The organism is Plantactinospora soyae, assembly GCF_014874095.1.
GTDB lineage: Bacteria > Actinomycetota > Actinomycetes > Mycobacteriales > Micromonosporaceae > Plantactinospora > Plantactinospora soyae.
In genome coordinates this window covers 7,346,979-7,373,033 of the sequence record NZ_JADBEB010000001.1, presented here as the reverse complement: position 1 = coordinate 7,373,033, position 26,055 = coordinate 7,346,979, and the positions used below count along the sequence as shown (strand labels likewise).

Annotated in this window: 33 protein-coding genes and 1 tRNA gene; 22 read left to right on the top strand and 12 right to left on the bottom strand. The window is 68.0% G+C overall.

Going from position 1 to position 26,055, the window contains the following annotated elements:
* Positions 1-199: 199 nt before the first annotated feature.
* Positions 200-1,717, bottom strand: a complete 1,518-nt coding sequence (locus tag H4W31_RS32405; protein WP_192770095.1) for a M20/M25/M40 family metallo-hydrolase — start codon at positions 1,715-1,717, stop codon at positions 200-202.
* A gap of 149 nt (positions 1,718-1,866) precedes the next feature.
* Between H4W31_RS32405 and H4W31_RS32400 the strand changes: the two genes are divergently transcribed.
* Entirely contained in the window at positions 1,867-2,328 is a 462-nt protein-coding gene (locus H4W31_RS32400) for a tetratricopeptide repeat protein (RefSeq protein WP_192770094.1), read from the top strand.
* A gap of 395 nt (positions 2,329-2,723) precedes the next feature.
* Positions 2,724-3,701 carry a cellulase family glycosylhydrolase gene (locus H4W31_RS32395; protein WP_318783530.1) on the top strand — a complete coding sequence of 326 codons (978 nt, stop codon included), beginning with the start codon at positions 2,724-2,726 and terminating at the stop codon, positions 3,699-3,701.
* 262 nt (positions 3,702-3,963) lie between these two features.
* Here H4W31_RS32395 and H4W31_RS32390 read toward each other — a convergent pair whose 3' ends face one another.
* Complete coding sequence (locus H4W31_RS32390) at positions 3,964-4,902, bottom strand: aminoglycoside phosphotransferase family protein (RefSeq protein WP_192770093.1); 939 nt, start codon at positions 4,900-4,902, stop codon at positions 3,964-3,966.
* Between the two features lie 118 nt (positions 4,903-5,020).
* On the bottom strand, positions 5,021-5,509 hold the full coding sequence (locus tag H4W31_RS32385) for an Lrp/AsnC family transcriptional regulator (RefSeq protein ID WP_318783529.1): 489 nt from the start codon (positions 5,507-5,509) through the stop codon (positions 5,021-5,023).
* A 142-nt stretch (positions 5,510-5,651) separates the two neighbouring features.
* Between H4W31_RS32385 and H4W31_RS43300 the strand changes: the two genes are divergently transcribed.
* The 4 genes from H4W31_RS43300 to H4W31_RS43945 are packed head-to-tail and all read left to right on the top strand — an operon-like array spanning position 5,652 to position 6,714.
* A complete protein-coding gene (locus tag H4W31_RS43300) occupies positions 5,652-5,990 on the top strand; it encodes a helix-turn-helix domain-containing protein (RefSeq protein WP_450091427.1) in 339 nt (112 codons plus the stop codon).
* Complete coding sequence (locus tag H4W31_RS43295; protein ID WP_225945780.1) at positions 5,914-6,129, top strand: helix-turn-helix domain-containing protein; 216 nt, start codon at positions 5,914-5,916, stop codon at positions 6,127-6,129. The genes H4W31_RS43300 and H4W31_RS43295 overlap by 77 nt, the downstream gene beginning before the upstream one ends.
* Positions 6,108-6,545: a transposase gene (locus H4W31_RS32375; RefSeq protein ID WP_318783528.1), complete on the top strand. Its 438-nt coding sequence runs from the start codon at positions 6,108-6,110 to the stop codon at positions 6,543-6,545. Before H4W31_RS43295 ends, H4W31_RS32375 begins: the two co-directional genes overlap by 22 nt.
* Before the next feature lie 43 nt (positions 6,546-6,588).
* A complete protein-coding gene (locus tag H4W31_RS43945; protein WP_264084099.1) occupies positions 6,589-6,714 on the top strand; it encodes a hypothetical protein in 126 nt (41 codons plus the stop codon).
* A gap of 41 nt (positions 6,715-6,755) precedes the next feature.
* Here H4W31_RS43945 and H4W31_RS32370 read toward each other — a convergent pair whose 3' ends face one another.
* Positions 6,756-7,262 (bottom strand): GNAT family N-acetyltransferase, encoded by a 507-nt coding sequence (locus H4W31_RS32370; protein ID WP_192770092.1) that lies wholly within the window; start codon positions 7,260-7,262, stop codon positions 6,756-6,758.
* A gap of 197 nt (positions 7,263-7,459) precedes the next feature.
* Between H4W31_RS32370 and H4W31_RS32365 the strand changes: the two genes are divergently transcribed.
* Both H4W31_RS32365 and H4W31_RS32360 read left to right on the top strand, forming a co-directional pair.
* A complete protein-coding gene (locus H4W31_RS32365) occupies positions 7,460-8,023 on the top strand; it encodes a dihydrofolate reductase family protein (protein WP_225947388.1) in 564 nt (187 codons plus the stop codon).
* 113 nt (positions 8,024-8,136) lie between these two features.
* Entirely contained in the window at positions 8,137-8,394 is a 258-nt protein-coding gene (locus H4W31_RS32360; protein ID WP_192770090.1) for a hypothetical protein, read from the top strand.
* An 8-nt stretch (positions 8,395-8,402) separates the two neighbouring features.
* Here the strand turns inward: H4W31_RS32360 and H4W31_RS32355 are convergent, their stop codons facing one another.
* Entirely contained in the window at positions 8,403-9,023 is a 621-nt protein-coding gene (locus H4W31_RS32355) for a GrpB family protein (RefSeq protein WP_225945779.1), read from the bottom strand.
* A 192-nt stretch (positions 9,024-9,215) separates the two neighbouring features.
* Between H4W31_RS32355 and H4W31_RS32350 the strand changes: the two genes are divergently transcribed.
* Positions 9,216-9,701, top strand: coding sequence for a nitroreductase family deazaflavin-dependent oxidoreductase (locus tag H4W31_RS32350; RefSeq protein ID WP_192770089.1), 486 nt, complete (start codon positions 9,216-9,218; stop codon positions 9,699-9,701).
* On the opposite strand, the gene H4W31_RS32345 is transcribed toward H4W31_RS32350, so the two are convergent.
* Entirely contained in the window at positions 9,599-11,332 is a 1,734-nt protein-coding gene (locus tag H4W31_RS32345; RefSeq protein WP_192770088.1) for an alpha/beta hydrolase, read from the bottom strand. The genes H4W31_RS32350 and H4W31_RS32345 overlap by 103 nt on opposite strands.
* 223 nt (positions 11,333-11,555) lie before the next feature.
* Between H4W31_RS32345 and H4W31_RS32340 the strand changes: the two genes are divergently transcribed.
* Both H4W31_RS32340 and H4W31_RS32335 read left to right on the top strand, forming a co-directional pair.
* On the top strand, positions 11,556-12,053 hold the full coding sequence (locus H4W31_RS32340) for a YcxB family protein (RefSeq protein WP_192770087.1): 498 nt from the start codon (positions 11,556-11,558) through the stop codon (positions 12,051-12,053).
* A 390-nt stretch (positions 12,054-12,443) separates the two neighbouring features.
* A complete protein-coding gene (locus H4W31_RS32335) occupies positions 12,444-12,992 on the top strand; it encodes a GNAT family N-acetyltransferase (protein WP_192770086.1) in 549 nt (182 codons plus the stop codon).
* Between the two features lie 267 nt (positions 12,993-13,259).
* Here the strand turns inward: H4W31_RS32335 and H4W31_RS32330 are convergent, their stop codons facing one another.
* On the bottom strand, positions 13,260-13,658 hold the full coding sequence (locus H4W31_RS32330) for a VOC family protein (RefSeq protein WP_192770085.1): 399 nt from the start codon (positions 13,656-13,658) through the stop codon (positions 13,260-13,262).
* A gap of 122 nt (positions 13,659-13,780) precedes the next feature.
* Between H4W31_RS32330 and H4W31_RS32325 the strand changes: the two genes are divergently transcribed.
* The 3 genes from H4W31_RS32325 (at position 13,781) to H4W31_RS32315 (ending at position 15,511) form a co-directional block, all read left to right on the top strand.
* Positions 13,781-14,326 carry a GNAT family N-acetyltransferase gene (locus H4W31_RS32325; protein ID WP_192770084.1) on the top strand — a complete coding sequence of 182 codons (546 nt, stop codon included), beginning with the start codon at positions 13,781-13,783 and terminating at the stop codon, positions 14,324-14,326.
* Between the two features lie 230 nt (positions 14,327-14,556).
* The gene (locus H4W31_RS32320) at positions 14,557-15,186 is read left to right on the top strand and encodes an HAD-IA family hydrolase (RefSeq protein WP_192770083.1); all 630 of its coding nucleotides are present in this window, start codon (positions 14,557-14,559) and stop codon (positions 15,184-15,186) included.
* Positions 15,187-15,355: 169 nt separating this feature from the next.
* The gene (locus tag H4W31_RS32315) at positions 15,356-15,511 is read left to right on the top strand and encodes a hypothetical protein (protein ID WP_192770082.1); all 156 of its coding nucleotides are present in this window, start codon (positions 15,356-15,358) and stop codon (positions 15,509-15,511) included.
* Here the strand turns inward: H4W31_RS32315 and H4W31_RS32310 are convergent.
* Both H4W31_RS32310 and H4W31_RS32305 read right to left on the bottom strand, forming a co-directional pair.
* A tRNA-OTHER gene (locus tag H4W31_RS32310) sits at positions 15,493-15,620 on the bottom strand. The genes H4W31_RS32315 and H4W31_RS32310 overlap by 19 nt on opposite strands.
* 264 nt (positions 15,621-15,884) lie before the next feature.
* Entirely contained in the window at positions 15,885-16,496 is a 612-nt protein-coding gene (locus H4W31_RS32305; RefSeq protein ID WP_192770081.1) for a helix-turn-helix domain-containing protein, read from the bottom strand.
* A 235-nt stretch (positions 16,497-16,731) separates the two neighbouring features.
* Between H4W31_RS32305 and H4W31_RS32300 the strand changes: the two genes are divergently transcribed.
* Positions 16,732-17,430: a DUF4097 family beta strand repeat-containing protein gene (locus tag H4W31_RS32300; protein ID WP_318783527.1), complete on the top strand. Its 699-nt coding sequence runs from the start codon at positions 16,732-16,734 to the stop codon at positions 17,428-17,430.
* A 103-nt stretch (positions 17,431-17,533) separates the two neighbouring features.
* On the opposite strand, the gene H4W31_RS32295 is transcribed toward H4W31_RS32300, so the two are convergent.
* Positions 17,534-18,379 carry an SMI1/KNR4 family protein gene (locus H4W31_RS32295; RefSeq protein ID WP_192770080.1) on the bottom strand — a complete coding sequence of 282 codons (846 nt, stop codon included), beginning with the start codon at positions 18,377-18,379 and terminating at the stop codon, positions 17,534-17,536.
* A 143-nt stretch (positions 18,380-18,522) separates the two neighbouring features.
* On the opposite strand from H4W31_RS32295, the gene H4W31_RS32290 reads away from it, so the two are divergent.
* The 7 genes from H4W31_RS32290 (at position 18,523) to H4W31_RS32260 (ending at position 23,358) form a co-directional block, all read left to right on the top strand.
* Positions 18,523-19,146: a PadR family transcriptional regulator gene (locus H4W31_RS32290; RefSeq protein ID WP_192770079.1), complete on the top strand. Its 624-nt coding sequence runs from the start codon at positions 18,523-18,525 to the stop codon at positions 19,144-19,146.
* A gap of 216 nt (positions 19,147-19,362) precedes the next feature.
* On the top strand, positions 19,363-19,878 hold the full coding sequence (locus H4W31_RS32285) for a hypothetical protein (protein WP_192770078.1): 516 nt from the start codon (positions 19,363-19,365) through the stop codon (positions 19,876-19,878).
* A gap of 94 nt (positions 19,879-19,972) precedes the next feature.
* Positions 19,973-20,446, top strand: coding sequence for a hypothetical protein (locus tag H4W31_RS32280; RefSeq protein ID WP_192770077.1), 474 nt, complete (start codon positions 19,973-19,975; stop codon positions 20,444-20,446).
* 320 nt (positions 20,447-20,766) lie between these two features.
* Positions 20,767-21,168, top strand: a complete 402-nt coding sequence (locus tag H4W31_RS32275; protein WP_318783526.1) for a DUF6069 family protein — start codon at positions 20,767-20,769, stop codon at positions 21,166-21,168.
* Between the two features lie 39 nt (positions 21,169-21,207).
* Positions 21,208-21,561, top strand: coding sequence for a YciI family protein (locus H4W31_RS32270; RefSeq protein ID WP_192770076.1), 354 nt, complete (start codon positions 21,208-21,210; stop codon positions 21,559-21,561).
* A gap of 19 nt (positions 21,562-21,580) precedes the next feature.
* Positions 21,581-22,783 carry an RNA polymerase sigma factor gene (locus H4W31_RS32265; RefSeq protein ID WP_192770075.1) on the top strand — a complete coding sequence of 401 codons (1,203 nt, stop codon included), beginning with the start codon at positions 21,581-21,583 and terminating at the stop codon, positions 22,781-22,783.
* A complete protein-coding gene (locus tag H4W31_RS32260; RefSeq protein WP_192770074.1) occupies positions 22,780-23,358 on the top strand; it encodes a dihydrofolate reductase family protein in 579 nt (192 codons plus the stop codon). The genes H4W31_RS32265 and H4W31_RS32260 overlap by 4 nt, the downstream gene beginning before the upstream one ends.
* A 228-nt stretch (positions 23,359-23,586) precedes the next feature.
* On the opposite strand, the gene H4W31_RS32255 is transcribed toward H4W31_RS32260, so the two are convergent.
* Together H4W31_RS32255 and H4W31_RS32250 are read right to left on the bottom strand one after the other, a co-directional pair.
* Positions 23,587-24,213, bottom strand: coding sequence for a DsbA family oxidoreductase (locus H4W31_RS32255; protein ID WP_192770073.1), 627 nt, complete (start codon positions 24,211-24,213; stop codon positions 23,587-23,589).
* 123 nt (positions 24,214-24,336) lie between these two features.
* Complete coding sequence (locus H4W31_RS32250; protein WP_192772557.1) at positions 24,337-25,908, bottom strand: MFS transporter; 1,572 nt, start codon at positions 25,906-25,908, stop codon at positions 24,337-24,339.
* Between the last annotated feature and the right edge of the window lie 147 nt (positions 25,909-26,055).

Below are 26,055 nucleotides of genomic sequence, written 5' to 3'. Positions count from 1 at the left end.
TCAAGGGATCGTCGTAGGTACAGGGACGCGCCTACCACCCATCCACAGTGGGATCAGGCGAGGCTCGGCGGACGCCGTCGCGACGACTCCTTTACCCGGCCGGTCTGTATCTCCGGCGACCTGGGCAGACGTGCGTGAGCATGCCGCTGGGCCACCGGACTACTGAGGGTCAAGGATGCTGGCGTCGCCGTGCCACTGACTACTGACGTGAGATGGTGACGTCGTCCACGCCCGCCTCGACGAGGCTGGCCCCCGAGGCATCGGTGACCTCGATCAGAATCCGTACGGACTGCCCGGCGTACGCGCTGACGTTCCAGGTGCCGGTCGCCCAGACGCCGTTGCGGTTGCTCGCGGCCCCCGGCTGGGTGAACAACGCCGTCGTTCCGCTCGGATGAACGATCGAGACTCGGAAGTAGTCGGCGGAAGAGGCGTTGCTGCCATGGGCGAGGTACCACGACAGGGAGAGGTTGACGGTGCCGCCGGACGGTACCGTGATGGCCGGCGAGCGGACGCTGGTGAGGCCACCATCGACGTCGTACGCGCCCGCGTCGGTGCCGGCGAGCCGGCCCGTGACCAGGCCGTTGATCCCGGAGACGGTGGTGCCGAGCTGCTTGGCTCCGCTGGAACTCGTGTCCTGCGGGTCGCCGCGTTCCCACCCGCCGGCCGTCGCGGTGTCGCTACCACCCGGGTTGGTCGTCCAGCCGGTGGCCGTCTCGAAGGTGTCCGACCAGACGGCAGCGGGCGCCGTGCCGGTGGCGAGGGTCCACAAGGCGTACGCGGCGGCGTCGCCGGCCCGGTCCAGGACGGTGGTGGAGATGTTGCTCGGGTACGTGTCGCAGGCACGGTGGTAGCAGGGGTCGAATCCGCTCTGGGTGCCGCCCCACTTGGCGACCTGGGCGGCCGTCTTCACCCGGGACGCACCGGCGGCCACGCCGGAGGTCTGTACCCCGATAGCGTTGAAGGAGGCGTCGTCGGACCGGCCCGCGCCCTCGGTGTTCTCCTCGGTGGGCACGCCGATGCCGTCGTAGTACGCCTTCAACGTCTGCCCTGCCGCAGAGGTGATGCGGTTGACGAAGTAGCCGCCATTGGTGGAGGCGACCATGTCGAAGTTGAAGTAGGCCCTGATCTTCGCCCGCTCCGCCGTCGGTAGCGTGTTGGCGTAGAACTCCGAGCCGTTGAGGCCCTGCTCCTCGTCCGTCCAGAAGGCGAACCGGACGCGGCTGCGCATCGTCGGGTTCGTGGCGGCGAGGGTGAGCGCGATCTCCAGCAGCGTGGCGGAGCCGGAGGCGTTGTCGTTGATACCGGGTCCGGCGGCCACGCCGTCGAGGTGCGCCCCGAACATGTAAACGCTGTTGGGATCGCCGCCCGGCCAGTCGGCGATGACATTCGGGCCGGCGCCCGAGGTGCAGCCGGAGGTGCAGTTCTGCCGCGCCACGGTGTATCCGGCCGCGGCCAGCCGGTCGTACACGTAGTTCACCGACGCCGTATAGCCGGGGCTGGTCGACCGGCGGTTGCCACCGTTGGCGCTCGCGATGCTCTGGAACTGCTGCAGGTGTGCGCGCTGGTTGGTCAGGGACACGTCGGGCGCGGCTGCCACGGACATGTCAGGCGGTGCCGCGCTTGCCCCGGCGGGAACGCCGAGCGCTGCGGTGCCTGCCATGGACATGGTCACGAGAACACGCAGGATCGAGGTGGGTCTCAACGTCGTGCTCCTCATGAGCGGGGGATGCCGGTATCCGCAGGATAAGCGGAGCAAAGGGCAATGCGCATTGGTCAAGCCATATCGCTTCTCCCATATCGGTGGCCGCTTGTCCGCAAAGTACGATCAAGGCCATCGTCGCGGAGTGAGCCGGGTAGGAGCAGCCCATGATCATCGATGCAACGCTCGCCCGCATCAACGAAGGTGTGCAGCTGCATCATCACCAGGGCCAGCGGAAGGCTGCTCGCGACTTGTTCGCGCAGATCTGGGATGAGATCGGCGGCGAGCGGGGCGATCCTTTACACGTTTGCGTCCTCGCGCACGCGATGGCCGACGTGCAGGACGACGTCCACCAGGAGTTGATCTGGGATCAGCGAGCGTTGGCTGCGGCCGACTCGCTCACCGACACCCGGGTCACGCAGGCCGGGGTGACGCTGCCGGTGGCCGGACTGTATCCGTCGTTGCACCTCAACCTCGGCGAGTGCTACCGCAAGCTCGGCGATCTCGGCCTTGCCCGCGAGCACCTCCAGCGTGCGCAGGCGGGGATCGGCGCACTTGGCGATGACGAGTACGGGCAGCTGATCAAGGGCGGCCTGGATCGACTGACGCAGCTGCTGGCCTCCGAGTAGGCGCGGACGACCCGGGCATCTGAACGGCCGGTCTGGATACCATCCTTGGTCCCTCGCGTGTTCGTCTATGTCCGTTTCTGATCGAGTCGGTTCGGAAAATTGCGCGGCCGTTCAGATGGGATCAACAATATGTTGCTGGCGCGTTGCGGCCCGCCGGCACGGGCGTTTCCAGTCCGAGTCGGCGCATCGGTGCATATCAAACGGACAGCCACGCGCAGGCAATACGGCACGGATCCGCCGTCCTTGGCAACAGGATCCCCGTGAGGAAGGACGAGACATTGACGACCCGACAGGGCTTCAGATCGGTCGGCACCATGAACAACACTCGACATGATGAGCCATCGACGTCCCGTCGGCGATCACTCGGTCGCGTCCTCATCGGCGCCCTGGCCGCGGTGACGCTGATTCCGGTCGCCGCTGTCAGCGGCGCATCACCGGCCAGTGCGGCCACCAACCAGTTCAGAGGTATGAACTGGGCCGTGCTGGGTGACAACTTCAGCACAGCTCCGCTCGTCGTTCAGGGCCTGAACCAGTCCGACAGCAACGCGACTGTGCGGGCCAAGGCCAACGCCCTGTACGACGACATGGCAGCCATGGGGGTCAACACCGTCCGGCTGCCGATCAACACCCACACCGTCGGCACGACGTGGTGGAACAACTACCGGGGCGCCATCGACGCCGCCACCGCCCGCGGATTCAAGGTCATCCTCGCCTATTGGGAGGACGGCGCCGCCTCCGGCGGCAGGATCACGAACCTCGCCGCGTGGAACACGATGTGGTCCCGGGTGACCAGCACCTACGGCTCCAACACCAACGTCTACTTCGAGCCGATGAACGAGCCCCACGGCTACAGTTCGGCGGACTGGCGCAACGTCGCTGCGAACTGGCTCAGCTACCACTACTCGGCGGTGCCCGGCCGGGTGCTCATCGGCGGCACCGGCTACAGCCAGGACCTGCGGGACGTCTGCAACGACAGCCGCTTCAGTGGAACGTTGCTCTCCTTCCACCACTACGCCTTCTTCTACAGCGCGATGACGTACGACGCCTTCCGAAGCCACATTCAGACCCGGCTCGGGAACTGCGCCTCCCGCGCCGTCGTGACCGAGTACGGCGCGCCGATGTCCACCGGCCTCAACTATGCCAACGCGAGCAGCACCGACAACTTCGTACGTCACATTCGCGCCGTCGCACAGGTCATGCGGGACAATCAGATGGGCGGCACCTACTGGCCCGCGCTCGGCGGCAAGCCCACCGGAAGCCTGGGCTACGACCATTACTCGATGTTCGGCCTCAGCGGCAGCGGCACCGATCTGAACCTGACTGTCCGAAACGCCTCCGGCCGCGACCGTGTCCGGTATGGCTGGGGCCTGTAGATCGGCTCCAACCAGCAACGGTTGGGGGTGGCCGTACAACGGTCGTCTCCACCTGATCGCGGATCCGCGGTACCACGCGCCCCCCGGCGTCGAGCGTCGTGCTCGGTGCCGGGGGCTTCGTCGTTCCGACACTGCCGCCCGTCTGGTCGAGCAGGTGGACGGCGCCCTGACAGTTCCAGTACGGCCGGCCAACGCACCCCGCTCCTGGCCCGCGGCGAGCAGCAGTAACACGGCGCTGAGGCCTTGCCGGGCGGAGCGGGGTTCATGGCGTGGGCTTGGTGGCGGCGCCGGCCGCGTATTCGGCGAAGATCTCGCCAAGGACGCGCGGCGCATCCCCGGCCGGCTCGTCGGCGTCGCCCAGGCTGTAGGCGCAGGTGACGAGCGTCTTCCAGAGGGCCCAGCCGCGCCCGCGCGTCCATGTCGCGTCATCGACGGACAGGCGCTCCCGGAACGTCTGCCGGCCGTCGGCGGTCAGCAATGTCCATGCGATTGCCAGGTCGCAGGCCGGGTCGCCGACGCCGCATGTCCCGAAGTCGATGACGGCTGCCAGCTGCCCGTCGTTGAGCAGGAGGTTCCCCGAAGCGATGTCACCGTGGAACCAGCTCTCCGCACCATCCCAACTCGCGTCCAGCGCACCCTTCCAGATCTCGCGTGCCAGATCGATGTCGACGCGACCGTCCAGTGCTGTGAGCGCGCGCTGGGCTTTCCCGTCGTAGGTGCGTAGCGTGCCGCCCCGGTACCAGTTGTGCTGTCCGGGGCGGGGACCGTCAGTGGTATCAACGCTCTGCAGGGCAGCCAGAAACCCGGCCAGGTCGGCCGCGAATCGGACGGGGTCGGCGATGCGGTCCGTGCTGGCAGCTTCGCCGTCGAGCCATTGGTAGATCGACCACGAATAGGGGTAGCCGGCCCCGGGTTCGCCCTTTGCCAGTGGGGCGGGGACGGGCAGCGGGAGTCGGGGAGCCAGCGCCGGAAGCCACCTGTGTTCCTTCTCTACCGCCAGGGCGTACTCGGAAGCGCTGGGCAGACGCACCGACATTCGGGAGCCGAGGTGGAAGGTCCAGTTGTCCCAGCCACCGTTGACCACGGGCTGAACCGGGAGGTCCGCCCACTGAGGGAACTGGTCGGCGATGAGCCGACGGACCTGTTCCGGATCGACGGCAATACGCTGGGGCACGGCACCGAGCTGCGGTGGGTCGCTCACCGAGACATCCTCATCCGACAAGGGAAATTGAAGTTGCTGGACCTGACATGGCGCAGGAGCGCGCGCAAGCCGCATCGCCGCCCCGCGCGGGGCAGTTGGAAGTGACACTATCGACGGTTCAGGTGTGCGGGGGGCGGGTGGGTAGGACGCCGCTGGTGAGTATGGGGTCGAGTACGAACAATGTTGTGTAACGCCGCACGTTGGGTGCTTCGTTGAAGAGCCGGTCCGCGACCTCGGTGTGGTGGGCCATGCCGCTACACGCCACCATCACGACGTAGTCCCAGTCACCGGAGACGTCGTAGATCTGCTGCACCTCGCTGGCGGCGAGCAGCCGCCTACGGAACGTCTCGTGGTGTCGGCTGGATTCGCGTTCGAGGGTCACCAGGCACACGGCGAGCATCACTGCGGGGAGACGGTTCGGGTCGAGGACCGTGACCTGTCGTGAGATCACCCCGTGCTTGTGGTATCGGTCGATCCGCCGTTTGACGGCGCTGGGTGACAGGGCGACCAGATCGCCAAGTTCGCGCAGGGTCCGACCTGAATCGTGCTGGAGAAGGTCGAGCAGCTCATGGTCAACGTCGTCCAGGGCGATGGTCAACTTCGGCACGCAACAATCTTGCGTCACGCCGGCAGAGTTCTCAATCGTGAACAGCGCGATCGCGGCTACAGAGGTTGAAAGGTTGAGGTCTTTCTTGGGCTGATCGTCGTGGTGTGCTGACTTGGCCGGCTCGATCGACTAGACCAGTGGGGTGAGGTATCCCGATGGTGGAGGTGTGTCCGCGGCGGCCCGGTTGCGGCGGGAGGTGGTTCGTCGGAAGGCGGCCGAGATGTTTGCCCAGGGTAGGACGACCGCGCAGGTTGCGCAGCGGTTGCGGGTGTCGGAGAAGTCGGTACGGCAGTGGCGGCGTAGATGGACCGCCGGCGGGGTCGAGGCCCTCGCATCTACCGGTGCCGGCGGATCGACGTGCAAGCTCTCCGACGAACAGATCCGCCAGCTCACTGCGGTGTTGGATGCCGGCCCAGCCGTGCAGGGCTGGGTGGACTCTGGCCCGGATCACCGAGCTGATCCAACAGTTGTTCGGGGTTGACTACACCCTGCGCGGGGTGTCCTACCTGCTGCACCGCATCGGCTACACCGTGCAGGTTCCGGCTCGACGTGCGATCGAGCGTGACGAGGAGCAGATCAGCGGCTGGCAGCGACGCCGGTGGCCAGCGGTAAAAGGTTAGCGGCGGCGCAGGGTGCGTGGATCTGCTTCCAGGACGAGGCGGGTCAGACCCTGCGGCCGCCGAGAGCCAGGACATGGGCCCGCCGTGGCCGTACACCGGTGGTCGGGACGTCTGGGAAAGGCTCCGGCCGGGTATCGATTGCGGGACTGGTGTGTCTCAAGCCCGGTCACCGGGGCAGGTTCATCTGGCGGACCATCATCCACCGTAGCCGCAAAGGCGAGCGGAGCAGCTTCTCCGAAACCGACTACGCTGCCCTGCTCGACCAGGTACACCAGCGTCTACAAGCCCCGATCATTCTGGTCTGGGACAACCTGAACACCCACGTCAGCGCCACGATGCGCGCCCTGATCGCCGCTCGGGACTGGCTGACCGTGATCCGGCTCCCTGCCTACGCCCCCGACCTCAACCCCCGCTGAGGGAGCCTGGGCGCATCTGAAACGCGGCCTGGGCAATTTCGCCGTGCGAGGCATCGACCACCTCGGCCAGGTCGTGAAACAGCGACTACGACACATCCAGCGACGGCCCGACCTCTTCGCCGGCTTCCTCGCCCAGACCGGCATGACCCTCGACCCCGAAGGAACATGACCGCCTAACCTGAGCGATTCCAACCCGGTAGCACGAAGCGCTCACCACCAGTTTGTCAGCACGACGACGTCGCCGTGGCCCAACTCCGGACGCTCAACGAGCCCAGCTTTCCGCGCGACTCTGAGGGATGCGGCGTTGTACCCTCTGGCACGGGCCGCGACCGGGAGACGTGGACTCAGTCTCTCGGCGACTGCGAGCGCCTCCCGCGCCAGTTCGGTGGCATATCCCTTGCCCCAGGCCTGCGGCGCGAAGCGATAGTAGAGATTCCAGCATGAGCGACTGTCGATGACAGCCGGGCGGATGCCACCGATGCCGACTTCGCTGCCCGCGTGCTCGGCCAACCAGTAACCGATGCCGTGTTCGCGCCACATCTGATCCCACGCCCGCAGCTCATCGATGACAACTGCGGCGGCAGGAGGACCGCCCGGACGATAGCGGTTGGTGGAGGGATCCGTCTCGATCGCGAGCACCGCGTCCAGATCGTCGCTCGTCGGCCGACGGAGATGCAGGTTGGCCGTGTCCCGTGCCGCGAACCCGAGATCGTTCACCCGGCGATGGTATCCAGCACGATCTGGCCGAGGCGTTCAAGCACTCGACCGGTCCTGGCCCTAATGCCCTTCGAACCTGAGGGGACGTGACACCCAGACCCCAGCCTTTCAAGGTCTGTAGCGTCGGCGACGAAGCAGGGCCCGCCAGGCCCCCGGCGACGACAAGGAGCAGGTTCATGTCCTCAGCAGTGCTCTACATGTCGGTGTCCCTCGATGGCTACATCGCGGGACCGAACGACGGCCCGGACAATCCTGGCGGTGACGGAGCGGCGGTCGAGCGGCTGCACACCTGGGGCTTCACCGTGGACGGCGACGTCCGGCGGTCCGGGCCGGCGGGCGAGATGGCCGAGGCGATGGAAGCGACCGGTGCGGTGGTTGCGGGGCGCCGAACCGTGGAGCAGGTCGATCACTGGAAAGGCGATCATCATGGCGTGCCGATCTTCGTGCCCAGCCACCGGCCCGCAGACCCGTCGGTGGCCAACTATCCGCTGGTGACGTATGTGACCGACGGGATCGCCAGTGCGGTGGCACAAGCGAAGGCCGCCGCAGGAGACCGAGACGTGATGGTGCACGGCGCGTACACGGCGCAACGCGCGGTCGAAGCCGGGGTACTGGACGAGATCCAGATCCACCAGATCCCGGTGCTCCTCGGCGCTGGTCGTCGACTGTTCGACGGTCTGCCCGCGCGCACCGAACTGGAGATCGTACGAGTGATCGACACTTCGGAGGCAACGCACATCCGCTACCGCATCCTCCACTGACCGGGAAGGGCTCGCCGGAGAGTCAAGGGTTGGTCGCTGACGCTGCCAGACAATGATCAAGTCCCTCGGCGGCATGCTCGGCAACCGCCGGAATCACCTGAACCCAGAACGGGATGTGCTGTTCGGACCGCTTCTCCGAGTTCTGCGCCGAGACCTTCGTGCAGTTCGCGATGGGCGGTCTCGGCACACACATCGCACAGCTGGTGAACAGCGACATGACTCCGCCGGCGATCAAGAAGGCCTGGCGGGCCACGGCCCAGCTCTCGTTGATGCGCGGACATCCGGTGCTCAACGGTGGGTGTGGCCGCCGGTTGACGGGACCACAGTCGCGCAGTGCCCTACGGTCGGCTGATTGGCGTCGTACCCGCTAGGTCACCTATCAGTCGGGGCCGGGCCGACGGCGCTCCTCGGTCGTCGCGAAGATGCGGGCCAGGATCTGATCGATGACGTCGTTCTTCGCCAGGCTGTAGTCGCCGGCTCGATCAGCGGTATCCCGCGCGAGGCGCCGCTTCGTCGCGGCGTACAGGTCCCGGTCCTGCGGGTGCGCGCGCAGCCAGTCACGGAAGAGCCGGTGTCTCGTCGGCTCGGGCGCGGCCTGCGGCCATACGTGGAGATTGGCGTCTCCGACAGGGTGGACCAGCATCCGGTGCCCGTGCCACCACGGCTCCCGAAGAAGGAGCCGGTAGCCGATCCCCTCCAGCACGGGGACGTAACGGGACTCGTCCGTCGTGTCGTCAAGGAGAAGGTCGATGTCGATGATGGGCTTGGCCGCCAGGCCCGGCACCGAGGTAGACCCTACGTGTTCGATATCGATGATCAGATCGCCCAGGGCCGCCTTCATCGAGGAAGCGGCCACGGCGAACCGATCAGGCCACGCCGGGTCGTAGTCCTCGATGACGTTGGACTGCCATCTGGCCGGCGGCTCTTCTATCCGGCCGGCGGCGACCTGCTCGGGCGTGCCGTGGAAGCGCTGTACGACTTCCTGCGAGTACTCCGTCAACCCAACCTCCGGAAAGATCGAAGCTGACCAGTATATGACGAGGATTTCGATGTGGCGGCGGGAGAGACGCGGCTGAGGCGGGCTCGCGCAACCGGTCAAGGCGGATCTCCTGCCGGATTGCTTGACCGGTGCGGTCGCGCGAGGCTTGTGTGGAACAGTGCAACATGATCCGTACGACGATGGGATGGCGCAGTGCCTCTTGAGGGCGAGTACGAGCCGAGTCCGGCGCAGTGGGTACGTGAACAGGTCGAGCTGTACGAGAGCTCGGGCGGCACCCAAGGGGGGACGCTACGGGACACGGGCCTGCCCGTCGTCATTCTCACGACCCGTGGCGCGAAGAGCGGCAAGATCCGCAAGATCCCGCTGATGCGGGTGGAGCACGAGGGGAGGTATGCGGTCGTGGCCTCGCAGGGCGGCTCCCCGCGTCACCCGGTCTGGTACTTCAACATCAAGTCCGACCCTCAGGTGGAGCTTCAGGACGGGTCCGTGCGCCGGGACATGACGGCACGTGAGATCACCGGGGAGGAGAAGGCCGAGTGGTGGGAGCGCGCCGTCGCCGCGTATCCGCCCTACGCTCAGTACCAGGAGAAGACCGACCGGGTGATCCCCGTCTTCGTGGTGGAACCCGTCGACGTCGCAGGGCCGGCGGAGGCTCCACCGTCGTCGACGCGGACCTGACCCGCGCGGCCCGCGTCTGTTGGGCTCGATGATGTCGCCGGTGGGACGGTCTGGCCGCCATCATCCACCGTCGTAAGAAGCGGGTGTTGCAGCCAGGGGCCGGGGCGCCAGCCGGGGGTGGCGGACCGGGCTCCGGCGGCCGGCACGTCCTCCGGCGACGGGCCCGCACAGAACCGGTCCCGGGCCGGAAGTCGGCCGCCGACCAGGAACTCGGTGGTGATGGCATCGGTGCACGGGCCGGACCGGATGCCGTAGATTCCGTGGCCGCCGGCGTCGACGGTGATGAACGCGGCCCGGTCGCCGAGGGCCCGACGCAGGCCGTACCCGTTGCGCCACGATGTTGCTGGATCACGCAGGTTCTGCAGGATCAGCACGTTGCGCGGGCCCCGGTCGGTCACCGTGACGGGCGGCTCGACCGGCCGGTGCGTCCAGAAGGCACACGGCCAGAGGTTGGCAGGCATGCCCGCCGTCGCCGGAAAGGCGCGGCGGCTGGCGGCTGAGTCGCGCGCGTACCTGCCCGTGTCGCGCGACCAGCTCACGTCACCGCAGGCGATGCCGTACAGCACGGCGAGGCCGTTGTCCGCCGCCGGCTGGGCGAGCCCGGTCGGCTTGACGGTCGCGGCGGTCGGCGGGTTGGCCGGGTCGGAGAACGCCTGCCAGAATTCCGCGAGGTCACCGAATGACCGGTCGTCGTAGAGCCCGCTGCGGGTCTGTTCGCGGAAGACGTTGCCGTTGAAGGTGAACCCGGGCAGCTCAACCGGTGAGCGGTCCAGCCGTTCGGCGATTCGGTAGTAGGTGCGTTCGACCTCGCCCGGCGTGGCGCCGAGGTGGTAGATGTCGTCGCGGGCCGCGGCCCACGTGGTGAAGTCGGGCAACCGCAGCGCGACCGCCTCACCCCAACTGCTCCAGACGCCGTACCACACCCGGGCCGGGTCGACCGCGCTGTCCAGCACGATCCGGTCGGTACGCTCCGGGAACAGCGAGATGTAGACCGCACCCAGGTACGAGCCGTAGGAGTACCCGAGATAGGAGATCTTCGACTCCTCCAGGGCGGCGCGGACCCGGTCCATGTCGCGTGCGGTGTTGGCGGTGGTGATGTGCGGCAGCAGGTCACCGGCGGTCGCGACGCAGCTGCGCGCGGTGGCGCGGGCATAGGCGATGTTCCGGTCGATCGAGCCGTCCGGCGCCGGGTACGGCAGGACCAGGTCGATCGGCGTGGTCTCCGGAATGCCGCAACTGATCGGCGTGCTGCGGCCGACGCCCCGTGGGTCGAACCCGATCAGGTCGTAGCGGTCGAGGACCTCGGCGGGCAAGGTCTCGGCCAGGTACAGCGGCAGATCCAGGCCGCTGCCGCCCGGACCGCCCGGATTGAGCAGCATGATTCCCCGACGCTTACCGGGATCGGCCGCCTTGAGTCGGGAGACGGCGATGGTGATCTTCTCGCCTCGCGGGGCCCGGTAGTCACGCGGCACGGGCAGGTCGGCGCACTCCAGGCGGGAGTCGGGGATGTCGGCGCACGCCCCCCAACGGAGATTGGGCTCAGATCGTTCGGGCTGGGCTTGTCCGGCAGTGGCAGGCACGAGCGCCATGAGGACGGCGGTGACGACGGTCGGTGCGAGTACCCACTTCATCGGAATACCTCCATAGTTCGATGGTCCCGCATCCCCGCCACCGGCAGGTACCGCACGGCGTGGAAGATCCTGTAGCGGGTTCGATACCTGCCGCACGCGCGCCTGTACCGCTGTCCGTGTGGCGCAGGGTCTTGCCGCTGACAACGGGCGTCCCTGACGATCCGGCGAGCGGGGTGCGAGTCAGTCGCTGCCCGGCGCGGGGTGGGGGCACTATCGTTCTGGCGTGCACATCCGTTTCGACGTCCCAGCCGATCCCGCCTACCCCGGCCGCGTGGCCGGTGTGCTCAGCGGTGCCCGGCTGCGCAGGTACGGCTATATCGGCGCGGTTCTGGCGGCGGTCGGGGCGATCGGTCTCGCCGTCTCGCAGGGCTTCGCGGGGGGCGACCGGATCTCGCCGCTGTTTGTAGCGATGATCGTGAGTGGCCTGCTGTCGATGCTGTACTCGCCGTGGGTGCGGTTGCGCGCCCGACGCCGCTCCAGTCGCTACGCGGTCGAGGGCGCCTACGACATCACCGACGACAACATCATGATGCGCAGCGGCTCGGAGTCCGGCGGCATCGCCTGGGACGGGGTATCCCAGGTGCGGGACACCCCTGAGTTCTGGATCGTGTACGTCGGCCGGATGCCGGCGACCGTGATCCCACGCCGCTTGATGTCCGCCGAGGACGCCGAGACATTGCGCGCCTATATGGCCGAACGTGGGCTGCTCCAGCCTCGATAACTCACTGCAAGCGATCACGCGCGGTGACCGCTTCCGAGTGTGCGCATCCGTGTGCGGGTGAGTAGGCGACGGCGCACGGACAGTCGTCGCCGGACAGATCCCATCGCTTCCCCGGGTTCAGCTCAAGCAGGTGCCGGTGCGCGGAACCTGGATCCACGCCACGCGAAGGGCGAAACGAGACAGCGGAGTGCCGCGCCATGGGCCAAACTACTGAACGCATGTGAGTGACGACGCTTCGTCGCTAGGCTGTCGACGGGCCATGCCGGACTCCCGGGTGCCGGACCGCGCCTCTGGGTGGCGAGAATGCGCCGGTCGATCAAAGGCGGTCCTGGTCATCAGCCGGGCCGAGGGCAGCCGACCGCAGGTTGAAGATCAAGCTAACGTTGGCCCATGCTCACGGTGCCGTCACGCGTCGAACTACGCCCGCTCACCCTCGCCGACCAGGACGAGTTCTGCGCGCTCGTGCAGGCCAGCTCCGAGCTGCACCTGCCTTGGATGCAGCTACCCGCTACCGGGGAGGAGTTCCAGGTCTGGATGCGCCGCTTCGACGACGGCGACGCCCGGGGCTTTCTGGTCCGTGTCCGGGAGACTGGCGCAGCCGCCGGCATGGTCAACATCAACTCGATCATCCGGGGCCGCTACCAGGGCGCGTCCCTCGGCTATGCGGCCTTCGCCCCGTCCGCAGGGTTCGGGTACATGACCGAAGGGCTCGTCGCCACCCTGCAGCACGCTTTCACCGACCTGCGGCTCCACCGGCTGGAGGCCAACATTCAGCCGGCGAACAAAGCATCCCTGGCCTTGGTCCAGCGGCTGGGCTTTCGATATGAAGGGCTCTCGCCCGCCTACCTCTATATCGACGGGGGCTGGCGGGATCACGAACGCTGGGCCATCACCGCACCCAACCCCTGGACACCCGATCCATCCCTCCCCGAGGTATGAGTCGCATGGCACCGCTGATGAAACATGCTCTGGTCGGCTTTCGGTTTGTTGGCGTGCCGCTCGACGTGCTGCAGGGCCGCTCCCGGGGCGGTCGGCCCCGAGCTCCGCGCCGAAGCGGTACAGGGACTTCGATCAGGTCGAGCGCGCCGTCAACCGGCTCGAGCCGTTCGGGCCGTCGCGATCCGCTACGTCAAGCTGAGACGCCCTACGAGGCAACCGGAAGCACGCGGGGTCGTGGTCCTGAAGCACCGCATCCCCGACCGGGAGTCAGACGTCGGCTTCGAGAGCGAAGGTGTTGCCATCCGGGTCCTGGAACCACGCGATACGTCCACCGCCGGCCCGAGCACAGATCCCCTTGGCGTCGTGTTCAAACTGGTCGTAACGGATGAACGTGACGCCGGCTGAAACGAGTTCGTCAACGATCTGGTCGATGTCGTCGACGTACCACGTCGCCAGGGTGGCCTGGCTCTTCCCGGCAGTGACCGACTGGTACACATTCAGCGCCGGTCCGCCACCAGAACCATAGACGCGGCTGCCCTCGGCGATGTCGGCGCTGGGGCCGGACTCCAGCACCTGTAGACCCAGTTTGCCTTCGTAGAACGCGACCGCCTTCTGTATGTCGGAGACGGCGATGGAGGTTCTGAGGTGATATGTGCTCAAGGGCATGAACCACTCTCTCACACACGATCCGGCACCGCGGGCGCCTGTTGGGGACACCGATGGTGGGAGTGGTCTCGTGCCGGCGTGCCCGCCTTGGAGCGGGGAGGTGCGGGATCGAGAATGCTCCGGTGATCATTTTGAAGACCGACCGGCTGACCCTGCGCGGCTGGCGAGACGACGACCTCGACGCCCTCGCGGTCATGAATGCTGATCCGGAAGTGATGCGCTACATCATGGATGGCTCGGTGCGCGATCGCCGGCAGAGCGCCGAAGGCTTGCGAAAGATGGTCGCGACGTGGGAGGAACGGGGATACGGTCTGTTCGCTGTCGAGATCCGCGATTCCGGCGTACTGATCGGGTGGGCTGGTCTCACGGTGCCCGACTTCCTGCCGGAGGTGATGCCGGCTGTGGAGATCGGCTGGCGGCTCGATCGCGCGTCCTGGGGTTGTGGATACGCCACTGAGGCGGCCAGGGCGGCCATGCGGTTCGGGTTCCTCGACTGCGGCCTGGACCGCATCATCAGCATTCGCCAGGTCGAGAACGCCAGATCCGCACGGGTGATGGAGAAGCTTGGGCTTGCGTACGAGTTTGAGACTGTCGTACCGGGGCACGATTTACCCGTCGCGGTCCATGCGATCACCGGTGGCCAGTACCGGGTCCGCTTCGGAGGCTGACCGTCCGACGCGGCAGGCACTCGCTCTTCGGCAATGTTGGACATCAGCCGGTACGGAAGGTCGGGACAGGGCGTGACGGTTCCCGGCTGGCTGGCGTGCACGGGTGCCGGTAGAAGCGTATGCCGAGCATGCCAGCGCCAGGTTCGACGCTCTGGAGGTAGGGAGCCGGATCCTGGTCGGCTCGGTTTCCTGTAGTGGTGACACGACGAACGGGGTCTGGTGACTCGGGTATGGAGCGGCCGGTTCTCTTCGATATCGACGGCACGTTGGTCGACTCCACCGAGGCGGTGACGACGGTGTGGCGTGAGGCGGCGCTGCGTCATGGGGTCGATGCGGACGCGATCCTGCGGGTGTGTCATGGGAGGCGTGACGAGGATGTCGTGCCTGAGTTCTTTCCCGATGAGTCGGTGGCCACGGTGGTGGGGCAGATTGCCGAGCTGGAACTGGGCTGTGCGGATCTCGTTGAGCCGATCCCCGGTGCGGTGGGTGTACTGGATCGGTTGGATGGGCGGCGTTGGGCTGCCGTGACGTCGGGGTCGCGGTCGTTGATGACGGCCCGATTGCAAGGGGCCGGGTTACCGGTGCCCGCGATCCTGGTGGCTGCGGAGGATGTGAGTGTCGGCAAGCCGGATCCGGAAGGGTATCTGCTTGCCGCTCGACGGCTTGGTGTGGACGTGCTGTCGTGCGTGGTGGTCGAGGATTCTCCCGCTGGCGTGGCAGCCGGTAGGGCCGCTGGTGCTTTTGTGGTCGGCCTTGTGAGCACGCACCACCCCGACGCGCTCGCTGACGCCGACGTGGTGATCGAGCAGCTCGCCGCGCTTCCCGAGTTGCTAAAGAAGCTTCCGTCGCAGCAGTGGTGACGTCGCGGCGGTGTCGTCAGCGGCGCCGAGTTTCGGTGGCAGTGCGCAGCCGAACCAGCTCCGCCATGCGCTGGGTCCTGTAGGAGAACAGGCCCCGGGGCGCGCCCTTGGCAGTAGTCGCCATCACCACGCTCGGACCCAAGCCACCAGAATCATGACGGCGTAACCGGTGATCGTGCGGATGACCGAAGCGGGTGAAAGGCTGGACAGCGTCGACGCGCTCGGTGACGGTTTCGTTCTGGTGGCGGCGCGCTATGAGCGGGGCCTGCCGCAGGCGGGGGTACGCTCCACCGCCCCGGATGCCGGCGGGCCGGAGGGGATTTGAACCCCCGGTGGGGCATGGCACGCCAGCGGCCCCACACACCGTCGAGTTGCCCGTGCGTGCCCGGCCTATGACTCTGAGTGCTGCAATAGCCCGGCTCTGCCACCGGCCCGGATTCAGTGTGGGCCTCATCCGGCTACCTGAGAAGCTGGTTTTCGAGCGGCGTTCGACCGCGATGTCAGCGGTAGATCCAGATACCAAGACGGCCAGAGGAGGTTACTGGACTCGGAGTTTAGGAACGGTTCGTTCGCACCGGCTGATCGCAGGAGGCGGCGCGGTCCAGCAGCAGGGTCTGCTCCCGCTTGTTGCGGGTCAGCGGCGTCGTCCGCGCGAACTCCGCCCGCGCCTCGGCGTGCCGGCCCAGCTTTGCTCGTCCTCACCGGTTGTCTTCCGGATCGAGCCCGGCGATAGCGGCCAGGTCTTCTGCGGACATCTTCAAGACCTCGGGGACATGAGCGAGTACCTTCCGGTGCGGAATGAGATATCCACTGCGGAGCCCGTTGATTGTCGACATTGACCGGCCGCTTCCCATGGCCATCTCCCTGACAGAGATCCCGCGCAGGTCCATCAGCCTGCTGAAGACAGTTCCGAAGGGATGCGGTTCCGGTGTTCCGGCAGGTGCGGCGCCCGGACCGATGACCACGTCTCCGAGCTTCGCCTGAAATCGGATCAACCGATCACGCTTGAACCGGACCTGCCCCGAGAACGGCAGGACGTCTCCGGCGCCGCAGCTTGCCGTCCCAGGCACGGACACCTCGACAGCCCCGCTCCTGCCCCTGTTCCACGGAGTCTCGCGTGGGTGGGCGGGCTCCACTTGAGTGACTCGCCACGCGCGGTTCCACCACGGCAGCTCGCCAAGCAGTTCGTTGAAGAAGGACGGCAGTACCGCGAGGTCCACGGGTGCCGGCGTGACCGCGTGGACGACGCCGGGCCGGTACCTCAACGCCTCGACGACGGCAGGACTCAATGCGCGCCCGGCGAAAGTCATTGCCAGAGGATATCTGCGGCTGTCCACGGCATCGCGGTGTGACTCTCATCCGGGGGCGCGCCCGCCGGCCCACCGTCCGGGGGAGTGGCCGGGCTGATCTGGTTGAACGCCTTCGTCGTGATCGGGACGGATTCGGCCTGCCTGGGTGAGCGCGGCCACGGGGGTGGAACGCGTGTCAGTGGTCGTGTCAGTGGCGTGGCAGGGGCGTGGCAGGCCGGGTGCCGATAGTTGTCGCATGACGAACAACAGCCAGGCACAGGAGAACATCATGCGGACGTTCGACACCCCCAGCCCGATCTTCGCCGTTCTGAACATCCCGGCCGGACGGGTCCGGTTCATCGCCGCCGAGCGGTCCGACACGACCGTGCGGGTTCTGCCCGTGGACGCGGCGAAGGGCCGTGATGTGAAGGCGGCGGCGCGGACCACGGTGGCGTACGGCGACGGTGTTCTGCGGATCGAGACCCCGGGGGGTAAGAACCAGCTTCTGGGTTCCTCGGGCTCGATCGAGGTGACCATCGGTCTGCCGGCCGGCTCCGGTGTCGAGGCGAAGACCGCCTGCTGTGAGGTCAGTGGGGTCGGTCGTCTCGGTGATGTCGCGTTCGAGGGCGCGTACCGCGAGATCAGGTTCGACGAGGCCGCGAGTGTCCGGCTGACCGCGATCGACGGCGACGTTGAGGTCGGTCGGCTGGGCGGTTCGGCGGAGATCAGTACCACCCGGGGTGACATCCGGATCGCCGAGGCGGTGCGCGGCACGGTGGTGCTCCGCACCGAGTCCGGCGACATCTCGGTCACCGCCGCTGCGGGTGCCTCGGCCGCGCTGGACGCCGGCACCGGCTACGGCCGCGTCAACAACGCCCTGAAGAACGATGGGACCCCCGAACTCGACATCCGTGCCACCACCTCGCACGGCGACATCACCGCCCGCAGCCTCTAGCAGGGGCAGGACCAGGATCACCCGGCCGGGCCCACCGCGATCGAGATCCTGTCGGTCGTCGACGGAGGGACACCCGGATCGCGGCGAGCGTGTCCACTGAGGATCAGGGGCTGGTCCAGGTTGGTACGCCGTTGCGGGTGGTTGTCGCCAGAACCGTGCAGCCCATCTCGCGTGCCGCGGCGGTGATGACGGAGCGGGCCGTGCGAGCGTCGTCCGGCGGGAACGCGACGCGGATCTGGTGGCCGTATACGGTTTCGTAGGTCAGCAGCCAGTCGCGGTCGATGACCTTGAAGTGATCCTGGCGCCCGTGTTCGCTGGTGGAACCGCCGCGGTCCGCCGTGGGCGCCAGGATCGCGCGGAGGATGTGCAGGCGTTCCGGGTACGGACGGTTGCTGTCGGACAGACGCACGTAGACCTGGTCGCGTTCGCAGGAAGCGTCGAACCAGGGGATGGGGTGTGTGCCATCGAGTCCCGGGACCGGGCGACGCCCGCTCAGGTGGCCGTGGAGCAGGTCGACGGCGCTCGTGTCGTAGCGGTCGCGGTGATAGCCGAAGTCGAACACGACGACCGGCCAGGTGTCCGGGGCACCCTCGGTCAGCCAGCACAGCATTACGCCGTTCCCGGTACCGGCCCATTGGAGCAGGCCGCCGGGCTCTGGATGCAGCGGGTAGGGAAAGTCCTCGGGAAAGTCCGTACGCGCGTCCCGAAATCTGTCGAGGAGGTCGCCGGCCTGCCACACCAGGTCAGAGTATTGTGACGCCGCCGCGGCGAAGGGCGTGAGCAGGCTGATGTCACCGAACTGGCCCAAGCCGTAGGCGACGACCAGTGCGCGGTAGTCGGCGGGCAGGGTGAAGCCGAGCGTTCTCTCCACCGCCGACCAGTCGCCGTGCCCGTGCACCGGCGTCGGCGGCGGTGGGACAAGTCGGACCAGGTCGTCGATCGTCGCCACGGACGGTCAGCCTAGCTTGCCGTGACGTAGCAGCATCCGTCGATCGACCCTTCGACCGTCCGGCCGAGCCTGATGTGGCGCGACGACGCTCCTGTTTCGCGTTATAGTGCGGATGACACTAGTGCGGATGGCGATAGTGGAGCGTGGCGACGGTCGTGGCGGATCTGGTCGGGTTGACGGTTCTGGCGCTGTTGGCGGAGCGTCCCTGCCATCCGTACGAAATGCAGCGGTTGATCCGACAGCGGCGCAAGGAGCAGGCGGTCGGATCGCCCCGCGGGCTCTACCGTGCGGTGCAGCGGCTGGAGCGCGGCGGCCTGATCGAGTCGGCTGAGGTCGGCAGGGCAGGCAACCGGCCGGAGCGTACGACCTACCGGATCACCGCCGAAGGCTTCGAGCAGTTCCAGCACCAGCTCGACGACCTGCTGGCGGTGCCCGACACCGATCAGCCGACCTTCACCACGGCGGTGGCATTGCTGGCCCACCTGTCGTCGGAGTCGGCGATCCGGGCCCTGGAGAGTCGCGCGGTGCTGCTCTCCGGCCAGATCGCGGAGATGGCAGCACAGTTGGCCGGGCTGGGCCCCATCCTGCACCGGGTCCTCCTGGTCGAGCTGGAGTATCTGCTGGCGCTGCGCCGAACCGAACTGGAGTGGGTACGCGCGCTGCGTTCCGACATCGCCGACGGCACCCTGAACTGGGATGCGGAGGCCATCCGGTCGGGTACGGCGGCGCCACCCGGCCCAGTGCCGGAGGGTGGTCCGATGACGTAGCCGAACGAGGCCCCGGAAGCGGGTGTTGGCGCACGCCGCCACCGGGGCCCCAACCCGAGTTCCCTCCCGCGAAGCGGTGCTGGGCACCCCGGGTACGCGTTCTTCTGAATCGTTCGCGCGCGTACCAGGGTAACCAGGCCGGAATTCCGTCGGTAGCGGCCGTCCAGGGGGCGGCCAGACCGTGATCCCCTCTTCCCACGGATTCGGAGTTCCGCCATGCCCGGACAATCCATCAGACCCACACTGCTACGTACCCTGGCCAGTGGCCTGGCCGGCGGGGCGGCGGTATGCGTCGCGCTCTACGCCACCTTCGCGCTCTGGGGCGGCTCGGAGCGCGGCAAGACGGGTCTGCTCTTCGACCCCTCCACGCAGAGCGCGAAACTCATCGCGATCTGGAAGCAGATCGAGCGGCTTCCGCTGCTGACGAGCAGCCCCGCCATCATCATCGCCAGCTACCTCGGGTTCGCGGTCGCGTACGCCTTCGTCTATCGCTTCGTCGCGGAGGGCTGGCCGCCGGGAACGGCGAAGCGGGTGGCCCGACTCGCCCCGATCGTCTGGCTGCCCGGCGCCTTCTTCGAGGTGCAGGGGCCCGTCAACCTGGCCCACCAGCCGATCCTGCCAACCGCGATCGCGTTGACCTTCTGGGCCGTCGCCGCCGTCGCCGAGGCGCTGGCGATCGTGGCGGTGGTCGAGTTCCGGTCCAGCGTGCCACGGCCGGCGCGGTCGAGCTGACACCGGCCGACGCCACCCGAACTGAGCCCGGCCGAGCTGGCGTACGCCGCTCGACTCCGGTCGTACCCGTCCGTACTCACCCTGGAGCCTTGCCATGTCCGAAAAACTGTCCACCGCCACCATCGCCGTCCCCAGCCGGACCCCCACCGTCTGGACCCGACGACTCCAACTGTTCACCGCAGTCGCGTCCGTGCTCACCACGGTCGGGACCGCGATCGTGCTCGGCTATGTGACTTCGGAGACGATCCAGCCGGCCTGGCCGGACAAGAGCCCTGCCGACATCGACGGCTTCCTGCTGGGCTGGCGGGCCGTCGGCATCATCTTCCTCATCGCCAATGCGGTCGGCATCCTGGCCTTGTGGGACCGGGCCTGGATCTTCTACTTCATGCTCGTCCTCAACGTCATTCAGGGCATCGGGTTTCTGACCGTCGACCGGCACGAGGCGGGGCTGCGTGACCTCGGCAACGCCGGCTCGATCCTGACCGATGGCGGTGGCGGGATCGTCGCCCTCGTCCTGCTCGGCTTCCTCGTCCGCTACCGGACGGCGTGGGCGTACCAGCGGGCCTGACGCCCCAGGTGGGAGACCGGGGTCGAATTGGCACCGAATCTCGCGATCCGACCCGGTCGCGACCGCCCGAGGACGACTCGGGTGGTCGCGGTCCGGAGCTGGCGGAATCCTCGTCCGATCGGGGCCGGTCACCGCGTCACCACCGTATCGTCGGGTCTGCCCGCTATGTCCGGGATCTGCCTCGGCGTACACCGGGGTCGAATGCTTTCGAAAATATCTGGGCCGACGTGTCGATCGGGGTCGGTCCTTTTCGTAGCCCTGGTGAGAGCCCGGCACCGAGCCGGTCCATACATCTACTGGAGCGCATGATGACCACTACTGTGAACCCGGTCCGCGCCACCACTTCGACCACCGGTGCGCTGGTCCGGACCGGTGCCATCGCCACGGTCGCCGCGAGCGCCGCCACCATGGCCGTCGCCGCCGTCGGCCATGCGGCAGGGATCAGCCTCGATATGAGCGGCGCTCCGATTCCGGTCACCGGGTTCGGCGTGCTGACCGCTGCCTTTTCGCTGATCGGCGTGGTCATCGCCGCGCTGCTTGCCCGCTTCGCCGAGCGTCCACGGCGCACGTTCGTCCGCACGACGGTGGTGCTGACCGTCCTGTCGCTGGTACCGGACGTGATCGCCGACGCCGGGGCGGCCACCAGGGCGCTGCTTATGCTCACCCACCTGGTCGCGGCCGCGATCGTGATCCCCGCTGTCGCGCGCCGCCTGGCCGCCTGACCTTTCGTCATCTCACCATCGAGCTACCGGAGGACCGTCATGAAGCAGTACCTACTCTCCGTGCATTTCGTCGAGGGCGCGCCGACGCCGACCGACGAGGAGATGCAGACCATGTTCAGGGAGACCGATCGGATCAACGACGAACTGCAGGCCGCGGGCGCCTGGGTCTTCGCCGGAGGACTCGTGTCGCCGGACAGCGCCACCGTCGTCCGGATCGAGAACGGCACCACCACCATGAGCGATGGACCGTTCGCCGAGACGAAGGAGCACATCGCCGGCTTCTGGATCATCAAGTGCGCGGACCTGGACCAGGCGCTGGCCTGGGCCGAGAAGTGCGCGGCGGCCTGCGGCCCGGTCGAGGTGCGCCCCTTCGACGACCTGTCCCAGGCCTGAACGAAAGCCGGTCATCCGAATGGACCTGGCGAGCATCTACCGCGCGGAGTACGGCCGCTGCGTCGCCACCCTGGCCCGACTCCTCGGCGACATCCACCTCGCCGAGGAGGCGGTCCAGGACGCCTTCACCACGGCGTTGCAGAAGTGGCAGACCCCGCCGCCGAACCCGGGCGCCTGGATCGTGACCACAGCACGCAACCGGGCCGTCGACCGGCTCCGCCGGGAGTCGACCCGCGAGGCCCGGCACGCCCAGGCCCTGCTGCTGCTGCACCAACAGGACGACCCCCAGGAGGTGGGACCGGTGAAAGACGACCAACTGCGACTCATCTTCACCTGCTGCCACCCGGCGCTCGCTCCTGACGCGCGGACCGCCCTCACGCTCCGCCTGCTCGGCGGCCTCGAAGTACCGGAGATCGCCCGGGCGTACCTGATCCAGGAGGCGACCGTCGCCCAGCGGATCGTGCGCGCCAAGAAGAAGATCCGCGACGCCGGCATCCCGTACCGGGTACCCGCCGAACACGAGCTGCCAGACCGGCTGCCGCCCGTGCTCACCGTGCTCTACCTGATGTTCAACGAGGGCTACACGTCCACCGCCGGACCGCTGATCGATGCGGACCTGTGCAGCGAGGCGATCCGGCTCGCCCGCGAACTCGCCGCGTTGATGCCCGACGAGCCCGAGGTCCTCGGTCTGCTCGCCCTGCTGCTGCTGACCGAGGCGCGCCGCCCGGCCCGGCTCGACCGGAGCGGCGAACTGGTGCTGCTGGCTGATCAGGACCGGTCGTTGTGGAACCGGACACTCATCGCCGAGGGCCACGACCTGGTCCGCCGTTGCCTACGGCGCAACCGGCCCGGCCCGTACCAGATCCAGGCCGCGATCAGCGCGGTGCACACCGACGGCGCCGCCACCGACTGGCCGCAGGTCCTGGCACTCTACGACCAGCTTCTCGCGCTCGCGCCGACCCCGGTCATCGCGCTCAACCGTGCGGTCGCCGTCGCCGAGGTGCACGGACCGGCGGTGGCCCTCGCCGCGTTGGAGGCCGTCGAACTCCCGGGCTACCACCGGCTGCCCGCCACCCGGGCCGAACTGCTGGCCCGACTCGGACGCGACGCAGAGGCCCGAACCGCCTACGACCAGGCCATGGCCCTGGCCACCAACGAGACCGAGCGTGCCTTCCTGCAGACCCGTCGTACCGAACTCACCCGCACAAGGAGATCATCATGACCGTTACCTACACCGTCGACGTCTTCTCCAGCCTCGATGGCTTCGGCACGACCAGCGGCAACTGGGGCGGCTACTGGGGTAAGCAGGGTCCCGAGTTGCTCGAGCACCGCCTCGCCTCGTACAGCGAGGAGCAGCGGATGGTCTTCGGGGCCGAGACGTACCGGGTGTTCGCGCGGATGCTGGCCACGAGCACCGAGGAGTCCGAGGTCCGGGACGCCTGGGTCACCCGGATGAGGAACCTCCCGGCGACGGTGGTGTCGAGCACGCTGGCGGGACCCCTCGACTGGCCGGACGCGACCGTCGTGAGCGGTGACGCCGTCGACATCGTCGCCCGGCTCAAGAAGGAGTCCGAGGTGCCCCTGCGATCGCACGGCAGCCTGTCGTTGAACCGGGCGCTGATGGCCGCCGGTCTGGTCGACCTCGTCCAGGTGACGCTCTTTCCTGTGATCACCGGTCGGACCGGGACGGAGCCGATCTTCCAGGGGGCGGCCGACTTCGACCTGGAGCTGATCGAGAGCCGGACACTCGACGGTCGTACCCAGGAGATCATCTACCGACCCACCCTGCATGTCTGAGTTTCTCCGGCACGCCCACCCCGCCAGCCGGTCGAACCTGACCCGCAGTTCCCGCCTTCGCCACTGCGGCGGTGCGGGAGCTGGCTCCCTCGGTGACAGGTCACCGCAACCAGGTGGCCGAAGATCGTCGCGCGTCGTACGCCACTTCAGCTGGCCGGCCCGGCAGCGCCGGCTGAGCGGCGAGATCACTGACCTGAAACGCGCGAGCCGGCCTCTCGGGCGGGGGGATCAGCGCATGGCGTCGGCCCTCCGGAGTGCTCTGGCGTAGGTCTGCTCGGGCTGCGTTCCGGCCAGGGCCGGCCCGCCGTCGAAGGAGATCTGCGGCACCGAGCGGATGCCGCGGGCGCGGACACGGGCGAGGTCGCGGCGGAGTCGGTCGGCCGGGACGTCGTTCGCCCCGATCCCGACCTCGTCCGCCAGTTGCGCCAGCGTCGTCGGGTTGGCGATGTTCAGGCCGTCGGTGAAGTGCGCCCGGAACAGCCGCTCGACCATGGCCTCGCCGAGTCCCTGTGCCGCCGCCGAGGCGATCAGACGGTGCGCTTCGAAGGTGTCAGCGGCTACCGCCCGGCCGTAGTCCAGCGTCACGCCGTCGTGCAGCGCGTCGGCGGCGGCCTGCTCGGTCTCCGCCACCACGTGCGTGCCGAACATCCTGGTGAGCACCTCCAGCAGGGGTTCACCGTCGAAGGAGGCGTTCGGGGCGAGCTGGAAGGGCCGGAAGGTCACCTCGACCTTGCCTCCGTCGGCCCGTACCCGTTCGATCGCGCGCGCCAGCCGGACGTACGCGAGGTAGGACGCCGCGCAGATGACGTCCAGCACGATCTCGACTCTGGTGGTGCTGTCTTCCGTCTCTTTCATGGTGCGTGCCTCCAGTCTCTTGTGGCCGAGGTGGTTTGGCCGAGGGTGCGGGGAGTCCGCTGCCCGCACCCGCTCCGTGCTCGGGCCCGTGTGGTCGGGCGGTCAGCCACCGCTCCGGGTGGTTCAGACGTTGCTTCCGAGCGTGGCCGCTGTCCTGACCGCTTCGGCGGTCGTCGGGGTCTGCGTGGTGGCCGCGCTGTCCGGGATCCCGGCCTGCGCGGCGTCCTCCGCTGGCTCGTCGTGACCGTTGGCGCCCGGGGTGACGCCGCGCAGCAGCACGGTTGCCAGCAGGGCCAGGACGAGCACGACGCCGACGCCGACGACGGCCGTGACATGCAGCCCGTGGGTGAACGCCTCACGGGCGACGGTGAGCAGTTCGTCCCCGGCCTTGCCGGAGAGGTCTTGGGCCACCGCCACCGCGCCGCCGAGCGACTCGTGCGCCGCCTCGGAGTCGACGCCCGCCGGCATGGTGTCCTCGATCTGGCTGCGGTAGACACCGAAGCCGATGCTCCCGAGGACCGCGATGCCCAGACCGGCGCCCAGTTCGGTGCCCGTCTCGGAGATGGCCGACGCCGCACCGGCCCGCTCGGGCGGAGCCGCGCCGACGATCAGGTCGGTGCCGAGGGCCGCCATCGGCCCGAGACCCGCACCCATGATCGCGGACGCCGTCACCAGGATGCCCAGGCCCGCTGTGGCGCTGACCAGTGTGAGCATTCCCAGCCCGATGGCCGCGACGACCAGGCCGCCCGCGATGACGAAGCCGGGGCGGATCTTCGCGGCGAGGGCCGGGGCCGTCATGGCACCGACCATCAGACCGGCCGCGTTGGGCAACGACCAGAGGCCGGCGACCAGCGGGGAGAGTCCGTGTACGAGTTGGAGGTACTGAAGGGTGAACAGTTGCGAGCCGGCCATCACCAGGATGCCGAGGGTGAGCAGAGCCACCGAGGCGCTGAAGGTGCGCTCGCGGAACAGCTTGAGGTCGAGCAGCGGGTCGGCGAGCGTTCGTTGCCGGTGGACGAAGGCGACCCCGACGGCCAGACCCAGCGCCATGAAGGTGACCGGCGGCAGCCCGAAGCCGTCCTCGGCGACCAGCTTGAGGCCGTAGACCACGGACAGTACGGCGATCAGGGACAGGACGGCACTGCCCAGATCCAGCTTGCCCGCCTTCGTGTTCCGGTGCTCGGGCAGCAGCACCGGGCCGAGCACGAGCAGGACCAGCATGACGGGGACGCCGATCAGGAACGCCGAGCCCCACCAGAAGTAGTTGAGCAGGAACCCGCCGAGCAGCGGGCCGAGGGCGCCGCCGACCGCGAAGCAGGTCATCCAGACACTGATGGCGACGGTGCGCTGGGCCGCGTCGTGGAACATGTTGCGGATCAGGGACAGCGTGGAGGGCATCAGCGTCGCACCCGCGACGCCGAGCAGTGCGCGGGTCACGATCAGCATCTCGGCGCTGGTGGACAGCGCGGCGAGCACCGAGGCGACGCCGAAGGCGGCGGCACCGGTCAGCAACAGCTTGCGCCGCCCGATCCGGTCGCCGAGCGTTCCCATGGTGATGAGCAGGCCGGCGACCAGGAACCCGTAGATGTCCATGATCCACAGCAGTTGCCCGGTACTCGGCCGTAAGTCCGTGGTCAGCGAGGGAACCGCCAGGTGCAGAACGGTCATGTCCATTGCGATGAGCAGCGTGGGCATGGCCAGCACGGCCAGTCCGATCCACTCTTTCCGGCCCGCGCGGGGCCCGGCGATCGTAGTCAAGAACTTCCCCTGTCTCGTGGCCGCAGGCGAATGGCCCGCTTGCCGGTGACGTTAGAAGTTGAAGCTCTGTTTAAGTCAACAGCC